At 64.9% G+C, this 14323-nt stretch carries 14 protein-coding genes; 8 read left to right on the top strand and 6 right to left on the bottom strand.

The features are described from left to right. Positions 1 to 94: 94 nt before the first annotated feature. Positions 95 to 994 carry a LysR substrate-binding domain-containing protein gene (locus R9X41_RS02530; RefSeq protein ID WP_318633334.1) on the top strand — a complete coding sequence of 300 codons (900 nt, stop codon included), beginning with the start codon at positions 95 to 97 and terminating at the stop codon, positions 992 to 994. Here the strand turns inward: R9X41_RS02530 and R9X41_RS02525 are convergent. Next, entirely contained in the window at positions 991 to 1659 is a 669-nt protein-coding gene (locus R9X41_RS02525; protein ID WP_318633333.1) for a DsbA family oxidoreductase, read from the bottom strand. The genes R9X41_RS02530 and R9X41_RS02525 overlap by 4 nt on opposite strands. An 18-nt stretch (positions 1660 to 1677) precedes the next feature. Here R9X41_RS02525 and R9X41_RS02520 point away from each other — a divergent pair, with 18 nt between their 5' ends. Continuing rightward, positions 1678 to 1953 (top strand): hypothetical protein, encoded by a 276-nt coding sequence (locus R9X41_RS02520; RefSeq protein WP_318633332.1) that lies wholly within the window; start codon positions 1678 to 1680, stop codon positions 1951 to 1953. A 12-nt stretch (positions 1954 to 1965) separates the two neighbouring features. Here the strand turns inward: R9X41_RS02520 and R9X41_RS02515 are convergent, their stop codons facing one another. Beyond that, positions 1966 to 2286: a YnfA family protein gene (locus R9X41_RS02515; RefSeq protein ID WP_318633331.1), complete on the bottom strand. Its 321-nt coding sequence runs from the start codon at positions 2284 to 2286 to the stop codon at positions 1966 to 1968. 197 nt (positions 2287 to 2483) lie between these two features. Here R9X41_RS02515 and R9X41_RS02510 point away from each other — a divergent pair, with 197 nt between their 5' ends. Then, the gene (locus R9X41_RS02510) at positions 2484 to 4073 is read left to right on the top strand and encodes a methyl-accepting chemotaxis protein (protein ID WP_318633330.1); all 1590 of its coding nucleotides are present in this window, start codon (positions 2484 to 2486) and stop codon (positions 4071 to 4073) included. 40 nt (positions 4074 to 4113) lie between these two features. Then, positions 4114 to 5709, top strand: coding sequence for an EAL domain-containing protein (locus R9X41_RS02505; RefSeq protein WP_318633329.1), 1596 nt, complete (start codon positions 4114 to 4116; stop codon positions 5707 to 5709). Here the strand turns inward: R9X41_RS02505 and R9X41_RS02500 are convergent. Further along, on the bottom strand, positions 5651 to 6187 hold the full coding sequence (locus tag R9X41_RS02500; RefSeq protein ID WP_318633328.1) for a TfoX/Sxy family protein: 537 nt from the start codon (positions 6185 to 6187) through the stop codon (positions 5651 to 5653). The two genes, R9X41_RS02505 and R9X41_RS02500, sit on opposite strands and share 59 nt — an antisense overlap. On the opposite strand from R9X41_RS02500, the gene R9X41_RS02495 reads away from it, so the two are divergent. From R9X41_RS02495 to R9X41_RS02480, 4 genes are all read left to right on the top strand, one after another. Further along, on the top strand, positions 6186 to 6734 hold the full coding sequence (locus R9X41_RS02495) for a nucleoside 2-deoxyribosyltransferase (RefSeq protein WP_318633327.1): 549 nt from the start codon (positions 6186 to 6188) through the stop codon (positions 6732 to 6734). The genes R9X41_RS02500 and R9X41_RS02495 overlap by 2 nt on opposite strands. Before the next feature lie 210 nt (positions 6735 to 6944). Beyond that, a complete protein-coding gene (locus tag R9X41_RS02490) occupies positions 6945 to 7238 on the top strand; it encodes a co-chaperone GroES (protein WP_318633326.1) in 294 nt (97 codons plus the stop codon). A 55-nt stretch (positions 7239 to 7293) separates the two neighbouring features. After that, complete coding sequence (groL, locus tag R9X41_RS02485; RefSeq protein WP_318633325.1) at positions 7294 to 8946, top strand: chaperonin GroEL; 1653 nt, start codon at positions 7294 to 7296, stop codon at positions 8944 to 8946. Between the two features lie 357 nt (positions 8947 to 9303). Next, positions 9304 to 10632, top strand: coding sequence for a hypothetical protein (locus R9X41_RS02480; protein ID WP_318633324.1), 1329 nt, complete (start codon positions 9304 to 9306; stop codon positions 10630 to 10632). Here R9X41_RS02480 and R9X41_RS02475 read toward each other — a convergent pair. The 3 genes from R9X41_RS02475 to tal form a co-directional block, all read right to left on the bottom strand. Then, the gene (locus tag R9X41_RS02475; RefSeq protein ID WP_318633323.1) at positions 10588 to 11544 is read right to left on the bottom strand and encodes a glycosyltransferase; all 957 of its coding nucleotides are present in this window, start codon (positions 11542 to 11544) and stop codon (positions 10588 to 10590) included. The two genes, R9X41_RS02480 and R9X41_RS02475, sit on opposite strands and share 45 nt — an antisense overlap. Before the next feature lie 123 nt (positions 11545 to 11667). After that, the gene (gene pgi / locus R9X41_RS02470; RefSeq protein WP_318633322.1) at positions 11668 to 13194 is read right to left on the bottom strand and encodes a glucose-6-phosphate isomerase; all 1527 of its coding nucleotides are present in this window, start codon (positions 13192 to 13194) and stop codon (positions 11668 to 11670) included. A 27-nt stretch (positions 13195 to 13221) separates the two neighbouring features. Continuing rightward, on the bottom strand, positions 13222 to 14169 hold the full coding sequence (gene tal / locus R9X41_RS02465) for a transaldolase (RefSeq protein ID WP_318633321.1): 948 nt from the start codon (positions 14167 to 14169) through the stop codon (positions 13222 to 13224). Positions 14170 to 14323 lie beyond the last annotated feature (154 nt).

Below are 14323 nucleotides of genomic sequence, written 5' to 3'. Positions count from 1 at the left end.
AGCGGGTCGAGGCCCGGAGTGTGTTCGCTTCTTTCTTGCAGAAAAACCGGCATCTCCACAGAAGATATTTGCCCGCGAATCAATAATGGAGCCGATGAAAACCACCTTGGAAGAACTCCAGGCCTTCGCCGCCGTGGTCGACGCCGGCTCCATCACCGCCGCCGCCGACCAGCTGGGGCAGACGGTGTCGGGCATCAGCCGGGCACTGACGCGGCTGGAAAGGAAGCTCGACACCACCCTGCTCAGCCGCACCACCCGCCGGCTGCAGCTCACCGAGGAAGGCGAGGTCTTTCTCGGCCGCACCCGCGCCATCCTGGCCTCCCTCGACGATGCCGAGGAGCAGATGGCCGCCCGCCGGGCCCGACCGGCCGGGCGCCTGCGGGTGAACGCCGCCTCGCCCTTCATGCTGCACGCGGTGGTGCCGCTGGTCGGCGACTTCCTGGCGGCGTATCCGCAGATCCAGCTGGAACTCGACACCGACGACCTCAACATCGACCTGCTGGAGCGCCGCACCGACGTGGCGATCCGCATCGGCGCCCTGCGCGACTCCACTCTGCACGCACGCACCCTCGGCACCAGCCAGGTCCGCCTGCTGGCGAGCCCCGACTACCTCGCCCGTCGCGGCAAGCCGCGCCAGGTGGACGACCTGGCCGGCCACACCCTGCTGGGCTTCACCCAGCCGGAGTCGCTCAACCGCTGGCCGCTGCGCTGCGGCCAGGGCGACGGCTGGACCGCCGTGCCGCACATCGCGGCCTCGAGCGGCGAAACCCTGCGGCAGCTCGCCCTGGGCGGCGACGGCATCGCCTGCCTGTCGGACTTCATGAGCGCCGAAGACCGCCGCCAGGGCCGGCTGGTGCAGGTGCTGGCGCGCGACACGCTGGAGTCGCGCCAGCCGATCAATGCGGTGTACTACCGCAATACGCAGCTGGCCTCGCGCATCGGCTGCTTTCTCGACTTTCTCCAGGCGCGCCTGGGCGCCGGAGCTTTCGGCTAGCTGTTTTCCGCGCGTTGCTGCGCCAACCGGCGCAAGGCCTGCAGAAAGGTCTCCGGGGGCTGGCCGCCCTGGATCAGGTACTTCTCGTCGAGGATCACCGAGGGCACGGCCGTGATGCCGCTCTGCTGATAGAAGCGTTCGCGCTCGCGCACTTCGTCGGTGTAGTCGTCGCTCTCGATCACCGCCCGGGCGCGGTCGGCATCCAGCCCTGCCTCGACCGCGCTGGCCAGCAGCACCGCCGGATCACCCGGGTTGTGCGACTCGCCGTGGTAGGCCCGCAGCAGCGCGTTTTTCAGCTCCCGCTGCCGGCCTTCGAGCCCGGCCCAGTACAGCAGCCGATGCGCGTCGAAGGTGTTCCAGATACGACTGCGCCCGGCCGGGTTGAAGGTGAAGCCGAGCGAGGCGCCCCGCTCGCGGATCGCCGCGCGCGAGGCCTCCTGCTGCGCCGGCGTGGAGCCGTATTTGCGGGTCAGGTGCTCGGTGACGTCCTCGCCCTCGGCCGGCATCTGCGGGTTGAGTTCGAAGGGCTGGAAGCGGATCTCTACGGGCACCTCGGGGCCGAGCTCGCCGAGGGCACGCTCCAGGCCGGCCAGACCGATGGCACACCACGGGCAGGCCACGTCGGAGACGAAATCGATGCGAATGGGGCGGATGGGTTCTTGCATGCGGCCAGAATATCGGGGATGTCTTTTCCCCCGAGCGAGTCCGCCCATATGTCTTCCGCCCCGTCGAACCTGCTCGGAACCCACATCGGCCGCGCCGAGGCGCTGGAGAACGTGCTCGACGTCCTGCTGCCGCTGCTCACCGTCGACCAGAAGGAAGCGCTCGCCACGCAACTCACCGCCCTGTCGGTCGCCTTGCCCGAGGGCACGCCGCAGAACTGGCAGTACGACCCCGAATACAGCGCCGCGATCGAAGGCGTCTACCAGAGCCTGCTGGTCGAGCTCTGGCGCGACTGAGTCAACGCCGTTTCAGCGGGCCGGCTGGAACATGATGATCGCCATGCCGCACAGCGCGACCGCGGCGCCGCCCAGGTCCCACCAGGTCGGCCGTATCTGGTCCACCGCCCACAGCCAGGCCAGCGCCACCCCGATGTAGACGCCGCCGTACGCGGCATACACCCGACCGGCGGCGCTTTCGTGCAACGTCAAGAGCCAGGCGAAGAGCGCCAGGCTGAGCGCCGCAGGCACCAGTAGCAACACGCTGCGGCCCTGCTTCAGCCACAGCCAGGGCAGGTAGCAGCCGACGATTTCGGCCAGCGCGGTGGCGACGAGCAAAAGCAGAGTCTTCATCGATGCGATTTTGCGTCGGCGGCATCGGTCTAAACCCGGATAAGCGGGGTGAACCCGCGCCAGGAGCCGAATCCAGCCTGATTGCCATTGACGCAATTCGTGACTTCTCATTCAATGGACGCCGAAATGGTCGCGAGTCCATTCCTGTCTACACCCAACCGACCCGACCCGAATCCGCGGCCCCGCAAGGATCCACCATGTTGAAGAACCTGTCCGTCAAAGCCAAGCTTGCCCTGAACTTCGGCGCCCTGACCGCCCTGCTGTTGATCGTCGCGGCTGTCAGCCTGCTGGCCCTCTCCAATGCCAACCGGCAATTCAGCAATTACGTCAACGGGCTGAACGCTCGCGCGCTCATGGCGGAGCAGGTCCGCACCGCCGTCGACCGCCGCGCGATCGCGGCACGCAACCTCGCATTGGCGGTGAAAGAGCAGGACCGGACGGCCGAATACGAGAAGGTGGTGCAGGCGCATACGGATGTCGACCGCAACCTGGCCCGCCTGGGTGAAATGCTCAAAGCCGCCGACGAACAGAACGACACCGCCAATGGCCTCTACACCCGCATTCGCCAGGTGGAACAGCAATACGCGCCGATCGCTTTGAACATCGTGCAGCTCGCACGTGAGGGCAAGCGCGAAGAGGCCATCGCCCAGATCATGGAGCAGTGCAATCCCTTGCTGCAGCAGCTGGTGCAGGCGAGCCAGGAATTCGCCCAGTTCACCGAGGGCCGGGCCCACCAGCTCATCACCGACGCCACCGCGCAGTTCGAGCGTCAGCGGCTGGCGATCCTGGGCTTTTGCCTGGTCGCGGGCGCCATCGCCCTGACCATGGCCTGGCTGATCACCATGAGCATCGCCCGCGCCTTGCACCAGGCGGTGGCCGTCGCCGACCAGATCGCCGAGGGCAACCTCGACAACGAAATCGTCGTCGGCAGCGGCGACGAGACCGGCCAACTGCTGATCGCCCTGCGCAACATGCAGGACAAGCTGGTGGGCATCGTCGGCAGCGTGCGCAGCAACGCGGTGGCGGTGGCCTCGGCCAGCACCGAGATCGCCGAGGGCAATCACGACCTGAGCCGCCGCACCGAACAACAGGCGTCCGCTCTGCAGCAGACCGCCGCCTCGATGGAGCAGCTCGGCTCCACCGTGCAGAACAACGCGATGCATGCGCAGAGCGCCAACCAGCTGGCCTCGGAAGCGTCGTCGATCGCCCAGCGCGGCGGCAGCGTGGTCGACCAGGTGGTGGAGACCATGAAAGGTATCCAGGCCAGCTCCGGCAAAATCGGCGAGATCATCAACGTGATCGACGCGATCGCGTTCCAGACCAACATCCTCGCGCTCAACGCGGCCGTCGAGGCGGCCCGGGCCGGCGAACAGGGTCGTGGTTTCGCGGTGGTCGCCTCCGAGGTACGCAACCTGGCCGGCCGTAGTGCCGCCGCTGCCAAGGAGATCAAGGCCCTCATCACCGAAAGCGGCGAGCAGGTCTCGCGCGGCACCCGGCTGGTAGACACCGCCGGCAGCACCATGCAGGAAGTAGTCGGTGCGATCCACCGGGTGAGCAGCCTGATGAGTGAGATCAGCTCGGCCAGCCGCGAGCAGAGCGAAGGCGTGCGGCAGGTGGGCGAATCGGTGGTGCTGATGGACCAAGTGACGCAGCAGAATGCGGCACTCGTCGAGGAAAGCGCGGCCGCTGCCTCCGGACTGCGCGCCCAGGCCGAGCAATTGGTCAAGGCCATGGCGGTATTCCGCGGCGAGCATGGCCGCCACGATGGCGCCCTGATGCTGGCCTGAGTCGCGGCTTCGAACCCGGCGGCGACCCTTCGTTTGACCGATGCGCAAGAAGCGTCTGATCCTCGCCGGCTGGATCGCCGGCGTGCTCCTGCTGATCCTGCCGCCGCTGATCGGCCTGCACCTCGCGCACCGCTGGGGCGAGGCGCAGGCCATTGAGCAGCTGCAGAACCTCAACGCCGACCTGCTGCGGCGGGTGCGCGCCGGCCGCGAACAGTCGCATTCGGCGTTCGACGCGCTCAAGACCGATCCGGGCGACATCCCCTGCTCGGCCACCAACATGGCGCGCATGCGCACGCTGGCCGCGCGCGCGGGCTACCTGCAGGCCATCGGCTTCATCGAGAACAACGTGCTCAAGTGCTCCACCCTGGGCTTTGGCGAATCGATCGAACTCGGGCCCCCGACCCGCGTCGACCCCGACGGCGCGGCCTGGTGGAACACCGTCGTGTTTCCGCAGATCCCCAACAGCAAGTTCAACATCGCCGAGAAGTACGGCTGGGCGGCGATCGCGTCGCCGGAACTGGTCATCGACATTCTCAAGCCAGGCTCCTCGATCACGCTGGGCCAGATCGGCGCCCGCTACCGCGAGGTAGTGCGTTCGCGCGGCGAATTGCGGCCGTCCTGGATCGCCCGCTACGACGGCAAACCGACGGTCTTCCACGACGGCGACACCATCGTCGCGATGCAGCCCTCGTCCACCGGCAACAGCGCGGCCATCGCCGCCATGGACGGGGCCGACGTCAGCCGGCGCATCCTGCACTTCACCTGGCGGGCGGTGCCGCTCGGCCTGTTCGTGGGTGTGCTGCTTACGCTCGGCATGTTTCTCTGGCTGCGCCACCGGCTGTCATTCAAGTCCGAACTGCGCCACGCGCTGCAGCGCCGCGAGTTCTTCATGGTCTACCAGCCGGTGATCGAACTCGCCACCGGGCGCTGCGTCGGTGCCGAGGCGCTGATCCGCTGGAATCAGCGCGGCGGCGGCATGGTGAGCCCGCTGGTCTTCATTCCGGCCGCCGAAGAAAGCGGGCTGATCCGTCAGGTGACGATGCAGGTCATGGAAATGGTGGCGCGCGACGCCGCCGACCTGATCCGCGAGAACCCCGACACCCACATCGCGATCAACTTCTCGGCCGAGGACCTGCATTCGCCCGAAACCGAGAAGCACCTGCAGACGCTCCTGAAGGACGCTGGCGCCGCCTCGCGCAACATCATGATCGAGGCCACCGAGCGCGGACTGATGACGCCGGACAAGGCCAAGGACGTGCTGATCTCGGTGCGCTCCAGCGGCTTCAAGGTGGCCATCGACGACTTCGGCACCGGCAATTCCAGCCTGTCCTACCTGGCGACCTACGACCTCGACTATCTGAAGATCGACAAGATCTTCGTCGACGCGCTGGGCAGCCGGTCATCGAGCGCGCAGGTCGCGTTCCACATCATCGAGATCGCCCGCTCGCTCGGCCTGCAGATGATCGCCGAGGGCGTGGAGACCGAGGCGCAGCGCGAGATATTGCAGGACGCCGGCGTTCAGTACGCGCAGGGCTGGCTGTTCGGCAAGCCCATGCCGATGCGCGAACTGGTCGACTTCATCCGCGCGCGGAACCTGGCGGCTGCCGGGTGCGCTTCCGTGGCGCAGCTGCCTTAGCTGACTTAGCTGCTTTGGCGGTCTTGGCGGTCTTGGCGGTCTTGGCGACTTTGGCCTTGGCCTTCGGATGGGAGGCTCCGCGCACCGCGGCCTCCCAGGCCAGCCGCGCCCAGTCGACCGCCTCGGAGCGGTCTTCGAAGACTTCCGGTGGCGCCTCGCGATAGGAAAGCGTCACCGTCTTTCCCGCGCGCTGATATTCGAACGCGCCAAGCTCGCGCGCCTCGAATCGCGGCAGCGACTGCGCATCGGCCTTCAGGTAGAGCCGACCGTCGATGACCACGCCGAACATCAGGCCGTCGTGAAACACGCCATGCCCGCCGAACATGCGCCGCAGCGTGATGCGGCCGAAACGTTCGAAGACTTCCGGGAGATCGTCGGCCAGTGCGCTCATGCGGCCGATCATAAAAAGCCGGTAGCCGCAAGGCCAACGGTTTTTCACGCGTCCCGGTCGCATCCGCGGCCGGCGAAAATGCCGCATGACGACTGCCGCCAACTCCGCCGCACCCCGCATCTACCTTGCGGGCCCCGATGTGTTCGAGCTCCATCAGGCCGACATCTTCCGCAGCCTCATCGCCGAATGCAGCCTCCTCGGACTGGAAGGCGTGGCGCCTTTCGACGGCCAGATCGACACCCGCAGCGGCGAGACGCCCGATGCCTTCGCGCATCGCATCTACCAAGGCAACATCGACCGCATCCGCGCCTGCGACGGCGTCGTGGCCAACCTGCGGCCTTTCCGTGGCCTGGAGCCCGACCCCGGCACCGTCTTCGAAGTGGGGTTCGCCGTCGCGCTGGGCAAGCCGGTCGTCGGCTACCACGTGCCCGCCGGCAGCTACGCCGAGCGGGTGCAGCGCGAACGCTCATGCCGCACCGATGAAGATGGAACCGTGCGGGAAACCGCCGACGGCAGCCTGGTCGAAGGTCTGGGGCAGCCGATCAACCTCATGATCTCGCGCTCGGTGAGCCTGGTGCCCGACGCCCGCGCTGCGCTGGCGGTGCTCGCCGGGCGCTTGCGACATCGGGGCTGAAACCGCTCACCCGGACCGATCGGACAAACCCGCCCGGCCTTGAACCCCGCCGAAACGTCGCTATGATTAGCACTCGCCGGGGACGAGTGCCAACAACGCCAGATCTGGCTGTCGGCACCCCTTGCTGGCCGTGCGAGGCGCTTCTTTCGGAGCGTTGCCGCAGGTCTCCCAACAATCCTGTTTTGTTTCAGCTTCCTCCAAGGAGATGCCATGAAGAACCTTCGCCCTCTGCACGATCGCGTGATCGTCAAGCGCCTCGAACAAGAAACCAAGACCGCCTCGGGCATCGTCATTCCCGACAACGCGGCAGAGAAGCCCGACCAGGGCGAAGTCCTGGCCGTCGGCCCGGGCAAGAAGAACGACAAGGGCGAACTGTCGGCTCCCGGCGTCAAGGTCGGCGACCGCGTGCTGTTCGGCAAGTACTCGGGCCAGACCGTCAAGGTCAACGGCGACGAGCTGCTGGTCATGAAGGAAGAAGACCTGTTCGCGGTCGTCGAAGGCTGATCGGCCCTCGCTCCTTCTCATCCCTCTTATCCACAGAATTCCGGAGTAATTAATCATGGCAGCAAAAGACGTAGTCTTCGGCGGCGACGCCCGCGCACGCATGGTCGAAGGCGTGAACATCCTCGCCAACGCCGTCAAGGTCACCCTGGGCCCCAAGGGTCGCAACGTGGTGCTGGAGCGCTCGTTCGGCGCCCCCACCGTGACCAAGGACGGTGTGTCCGTGGCCAAGGAAATCGAACTCAAGGACAAGCTGCAGAACATGGGCGCCCAGCTCGTGAAGGAAGTGGCCTCCAAGACCTCCGACAACGCCGGTGACGGCACCACCACCGCGACCGTGCTGGCACAAGCCATCGTGCGCGAAGGCAGCAAGTACGTTGCCGCCGGCCTGAACCCGATGGACCTCAAGCGCGGCATCGACAAGGCGGTCACCGCCCTGGTCGCCCAGCTGAAGGCAGCCTCCAAGGCCACCACCACCTCCAAGGAAATCGCCCAGGTCGGCGCCATTTCCGCCAACTCCGACGAATCCATCGGCAAGATCATCGCTGACGCGATGGACAAGGTCGGCAAGGAAGGCGTCATCACCGTCGAAGACGGCAAGTCGCTCGACAACGAGCTCGACGTCGTCGAAGGCATGCAGTTCGACCGCGGCTACCTGTCGCCCTACTTCATCAATAACCCCGAAAAGCAAGCCGCACTGCTGGACAACCCCTTCGTCCTGCTGTTCGACAAGAAGATCAGCAACATCCGCGACCTGCTGCCCGTGCTGGAGCAGGTGGCCAAGGCTGGCCGTCCGCTGCTGATCATCGCTGAGGAAGTCGAAGGCGAGGCCCTGGCGACCCTGGTGGTCAACACCATCCGCGGCATCCTGAAGGTCGTGGCCGTCAAGGCTCCTGGCTTCGGCGACCGTCGCAAGGCCATGCTGGAAGACATCGCCATCCTGACGGGCGGCAAGGTGATCGCCGAAGAAGTCGGCCTGACCCTGGAAAAGGTCACCCTGGCAGACCTGGGCTCGGCCCAGCGCATCGAAGTGGGCAAGGAAAACACCACCATCATCGACGGTGCTGGTGTTGCCGGCGACATCGAAGCCCGCGTCAAGCAAATCCGCATCCAGATCGAAGAAGCGACCAGCGACTACGACCGTGAAAAGCTGCAAGAGCGCGTGGCCAAGTTGGCTGGCGGTGTTGCCGTGATCAAGGTCGGCGCTGCCACCGAAGTCGAAATGAAGGAAAAGAAGGCACGTGTCGAAGACGCCCTGCACGCTACCCGCGCTGCCGTGGAAGAAGGCATCGTGGCTGGCGGCGGCGTGGCACTGCTGCGCGCCAAGCAAGCTGCTGGCGAAATCAAGGGCGACAACGCCGACCAGGACGCCGGCATCAAGCTGATCCTGAAGGCCATCGAAGCACCTCTGCGCGAGATCGTCTACAACGCCGGCGGCGAGCCGAGCGTGGTGGTCAATGCCGTGCTGCAAGGCGCTGGCAACTACGGCTTCAACGCTGCCAACGACACCTACGGCGACATGATCGAAATGGGTATCCTGGATCCGACCAAGGTGACCCGCACCGCGCTGCAGAACGCAGCTTCCGTGGCTTCGCTGCTGCTGACGACCGAAGCCATGGTCGCCGAAGCACCGAAGGACGAAGCCGGTGCCGGCGGCATGCCTGGTGGCGGCATGGGCGGCATGGGTGGTATGGGCGACATGGGCATGTAATGGCCCGCCGGCTTCTCACCGCGCTTCGCTTCGTGTAATTCGCCACCCCCCTAGGTGGGTGGCTTCGCCTACGCCAAGGGAAACCCTGGCATGGCTCTACTTGGAACACGGCGCTGCGGAGGCCACGCCTTCTTGAAAAACCCCGACGGTCTTCCGACCGGTCGGGGTTTTTTTGCGCCGGGATCTGGAACGTTCGCTAGTTCTTTTCGGCCAAGCGCCTCATGACAGGAGTGATCACATACTTCATTGAGCCTGTACGCTTTTCGCTCCGGGCAGCAGGCCCCTCGACAGGCACGTAGCCGCTACATGATGGAAGAGTCATTCGCCCATGCCGACAACATACCGAGAGCAAATCCCTTGCTTTCTCTCGATCAAGAGAAACTCTCCGATATTCGGCCACGGATCGAGCGACGGCAGGATCTGTTTGTCAAGGATATTCCCCGTATCCAAACCCTGCTGAATAACCTGCCCCGGATTCCGCGGCCATATTCCCACACCATCACGGTATTCCTGCGCCCCGACGGCCCCGAGGAATGGAACCATGAAGCGGTTCTGAGGCTGCGGCTCTACGCGAATCTTCCCTCGGTCAATCATGAAACCCTTTCAAATCTGCTGCAGGGCGGGTTGAATGGAACCCTTCAGCAGAAGTTGCCCGATCTGCCGCTGATGGTCATCGGGAAGGCTCGGCTGCAACCCAATGCATGCGGAAAGCTGCAGTGCCTGGTCGGAGCCCAGCCTTATCTGGCGCATTCGATTCGGGTGGCAAAGCGACTGCATTACGCTTACGGCGACGAAATCGACGAGTCGCGTCGCCTGACGCTCGATCTGGAAAGAGCGCTTTTCAGCGTTCGTCCGCAAGGTCGACTGCAATTTCTGGGCGACATGGGCCCGCGCCTCGAAATCAAGGGGAATACGCCCCAGGACATCGAGTCCGCCGCCCTCGTCACCGGCCTACCGGCCCAGTCTTCCCAGCCGATCTGGCGCGGCCTCGAATTGGTATTCCAGGAACTTCTCAAATATCAACTGGTGCACGACACCGAGGGCTATCCGGAAATCGAGCGCAAATTCGAAGTGCCGGGAGCAATCGACCAACCGTTCATCGACGCCGTGCTGGCAGCCGCGCAACCCTGCCACCTGCTGCTTCCATTTCCACACTATATAAACCGGGTGCGCCGTTATCACACCTGTTGGTCCGAGACCGAAGGTGAACATACCGTGGTGGAGGTGCCCTCCGGCCGGTTGTCGCTCAAGATCAAACGGCAGGCGCGAAGCTTCGACGGGGTTCTGGTGCGCAACACGGTGGCGTCATTCACGACCGCGCGGGATGGCGCAACGGAAACCCTGGACACGTTTCTGGCGCGCCACCGGCTCAATCGGCTCAACAGCTTCGAAAAGCGCCAGACGAAGATTCCTATTTCGGTTCCCAGTGGCAACGCCTACATCCTGTCTTTCGACAAATGCCGCGATGCCGAGGGTTTGAGCCTTCATCAACTCGAACTCGAATATATCGGCGGCCTGAATGACGATTTACCGTCGGTCGAATCGGTCGTGCATGACTTGCAGAAACTATCGAACACCATCCTGGAAAAGATGGGCGGCGACCGCCTGCTGCCGACCCAGCGGACCAAACATCAGTTCTATTCAGACCGTGCCGCGCCCGGCGCCGGGCGACAGGGCCCTCGCTAGAAAGCGGCGCAACAGGTGGCCCTCCTGCGCCAGGCAATGGCCGGCCGCCATGGCCAGGCTGTTGATGCGAAGTCGCCTGCACAGGTCGTCATCCGACATCGCTCGCCTGACTGCGGCGACGTGGCCCTGCAGATCGAGCGCCGGCGGCTGCAGGCACGTGACACCGTCGATGCAATGCCCCCGTGTACCGCCGGCGTCTGCGCAAATCACCGTACAAGCGCTCGCCATCGCTTCCAGCGCTGGCAAGTAACAGCCCTCGCTGGCAGCAGGCAGGCCGACGAATATCTCCGCAGTCCGCATATGCTCGATCAATCGATCATGGTCGATCCAGTCGAGCCCAACGACGGTCGATTCGATACCCGTCTCGCAAAGGGATTCGGCCAATTTCTTCGCGAACGATGGCTGCTTGATTCCGAGGATCATTACCGAACCCTTAATCTTGGGAATCGGCGGCTCGTGGAGCGAATCATGAAGGCCGATCGGCAATATCTCCACCGGGCCATTGGCGAATGGCCGAATCTGGTCGGCGAGAAATGCGTTGGTGCAGACCCGGAAAGCAGGTCTGTCCAGGCATTTTCGAAGGAAGGGATCATCCAGGTACCCGGCATGCTGCACGAAGTGCAATACACGGGTCGAACCCAGCGCTTCCGGCAGGTATTTCCAATCCTTGCCGTTGACGCAGATCAGGTCGTGGGGGCGATCCGCCAGATTCTCCAGAACGCGGCCGAAGTCGCGAGCTGACCAGATCGAAGATTGCGCGTGTCGAGAACCGGGCGTGAACCAGATGCGGGAATCGAACGTCGGATCGCACGCAGCGTGCAGAAAATAATCTCGAAACTTGATATTGCCACCGGTGGGGCGGCGAAAATTTCGAATGAAGGTGACTCGGGCCCCGCGGGATGTAGGCGACATCTCATCGTTTCAGCTGCACGAATCCCATCCTAGTGTCAGCCTGAGGTCGCCAGACTCCTGAGAAACCGCCGCGCGCTAGGCCGTTGGAACTTCAACGGCCCGCGCGCTCATCGAGTGGAGACCTCAGCCCCGTTGACCGAGCCGCGAAAGCAGGCCGGCCGTCGACGGGTCCAGCCCGGTGGTGTCGCCACTTGACAGGCGCGGTTCGATGTCCTTGGCCAGCACCTTGCCGAGTTCCACGCCCCATTGGTCGAAACTGTTGATGCCCCAGAGCGCGCCACTCACGAACACGCGGTGTTCGTAGAGCGCGATCAGCGCGCCGAGCGCGGCCGGATCGAGCTTTTCCAGCACAAAGAAGGTGCTGGGGCGATTGCCGGGGAAATGCCGGTGGCCGCCGTCGTCGCTCTTGCCTTGCAGCAAGGCCGCCGCCTGCGCGAGGGCATTGGCCAGCAACTTGGGATGGTGGCCGTTGAGTTCGTGGGCGGCATCGCGCACCGCGATGAATTCGAGCGGGACCACGTCCGAGCCCTGATGCAGCATCTGGAAGAACGCGTGCTGACCGTTGGTGCCGGGCTCGCCCCACACCACCGGCGAAGTGGCGAAAGGCAGCGTGTCGCCATCGAGGTCCACGCGCTTGCCGTTGCTCTCCATTTCGAGCTGCTGCAGGTAGGCCGGCAAGCGGCGCAGGCCCTGGTGGTAGGGCGCCACGCAACGGCTGGTGAAGCCGTGGAAGTTGCGATACCAGATGTCGAGCAGGCCCAGGCGCACCGGCAGGTTGAGCGCCAGCGGCGCACTGCGGAAATGCTCGTCCATCGCATGCGCGCCAGCCAACAATTCGGTGAAGCCCTTGGCACCGATGGCGATCGCCAGGCTCAGGCCGATGGCCGACCACATGGAATAACGGCCGCCGACCCAGTCCCAGAAGCCGAAGGTGGTGGTGATGCCGAATTCGGCCGCCGCTTCGGCATTGGTGGTGAGCGCCGCGAAGTGGCGTGCGATGTCGCGCCCGCCCGCCGCCTCGAACCAGGCCTTGGCGCTCTGCGCATTGGTCATGGTCTCGATGGTGGTGAAGGTCTTGCTCGACACCAAAAACAGCGTGTTTTCCGGACGCAGACCGGCCAGCACGCCGGCGAGTTCGTGGCCGTCGACGTTCGAGACGAAATGCAGGCGCTTGCCGATGGCGCGAAATTCTTCCAGCGCCAGCACCGCCATCTGCGGGCCGAGATCGGAACCACCGATGCCGATATTGACGATGTCGGTGATACGCGTGTCGCCGCGGATCTGTTCGGCGTAGGCCAGCATGGCGTCGCGCACCGAGGCGACTTCGAGCTCGGCGACCGGCGAACGCAGCCGCACGTGGAGCACCGCCCGGTCCTCGGTGGTGTTGATGGCGTCGCCGGCGAACATCGCGTCGCGCCGTGCTTCCAGGTCGCATTCGCGCGCGAGGCCGAGCAACAGGGATTCGGTGGCGGCGTCGATGCGGTTCTTCGACAGGTCGGCGAAGAGGTGGGGAGCCTCCTGGCTCAGGGTGTCGAACCGTTGCGGATCGACGACGAAGGCGTGGCGGGCATCGAAATCGCGGCCAGTTTCATCGAAATGCTTCTGGAGGCGTTGCCAGGCGGAGGTTCGGTCGCAGCGCAGAAAACTCATCGGTCCCTCGGTTGAAACAGGCCTGGATCAGGCGGTGAGCAGAAGTTGGTCGAGCTTGGCGGCGTCGGCGGCGAAGGCGCGGATGCCTTCGGCGAGCTTTTCGGTGGCCATCGCGTCCTCGTTGTGGGCATAGCGGAAGGCGGGTTCGTCGTATTCGACCGCATCGAGACGCAACGACCTGGCGGCTTCGGGGTCGAGCGCACGTTGCAGCGGCTCGTCGCTGGCGGCAAGCAAGGCGAGCAGGTCGGGACTGATGGTGAGCAGGTCGCAGCCGGCCAGCGCGGTGATCTGGCCCACGTTGCGGAAGCTCGCGCCCATCACTTCGGTGCGGATGCCGAAATGCTTGTAGTGCTCGTAGATGCGGCGCACCGACTGCACGCCCGGATCGTTGGCGCCGGCGCGGGCCGCCTCGTCCCAGGCGCTGCCAGCGCTCTTCTTGTGCCAGTCGTAGATGCGGCCTACGAAGGGCGAGATCAGCTGCACGCCGGCCTGCCCACAGGCCACGGCCTGGGCGAAGGAAAACAGCAGCGTGAGATTGGTATGGATACCGCGCCGCTCCAGGCGCTCGGCGGCGCGGATGCCTTCCCAGGTGGCCGCCACCTTGATCAGCACCCGGTCGATGTGCACGCCCGCGCCCTGGTAGAGATCGATCAGGCGTTCGCCACGACTGTAGGTGGCGTCTTCGTCGAAGGACAGGCGGGCGTCGACTTCGGTCGACACGCGGCCCGGGATGATGGAGAGGATTTCGGTGCCGAAGCGCACCAGCAGCCGGTCGACCAGCTCTTCCAGCGGCTGGCCCTTGAAGCGGGCGACGGTTTCTTCGAGCAGCGGCCGGTATTCGGGCTTCTGCACCGCCTTGAGGATGAGCGACGGATTGGTGGTCGCGTCCTGCGGCTGGAAGGTGGCCAACTGGCGGAAATCGCCGGTGTCGGCGACGACGGTGGTGAGTCGCTTGAGGGAGTCGAGTTGGGTCATGACCGGACAGTCGAAATCGGAGGCGGTGACGAATGAAAAGCCCCCCAAAATGTAACCGGATTACGGGTCGACACCTGTCGGAGGATTGCCCGAACCGAGCGACGGCACAGGTCGGCAGGTCGCGCGCCGAGCCTGCGCGAAACTGGATTACAGT

The organism is Xylophilus sp. GOD-11R (assembly GCF_033546935.1).
Taxonomy (GTDB): domain Bacteria; phylum Pseudomonadota; class Gammaproteobacteria; order Burkholderiales; family Burkholderiaceae_C; genus Xylophilus.
Note: the sequence above shows the minus strand (reverse complement) of the source record. Positions and strands in the feature narration are given on the sequence as shown.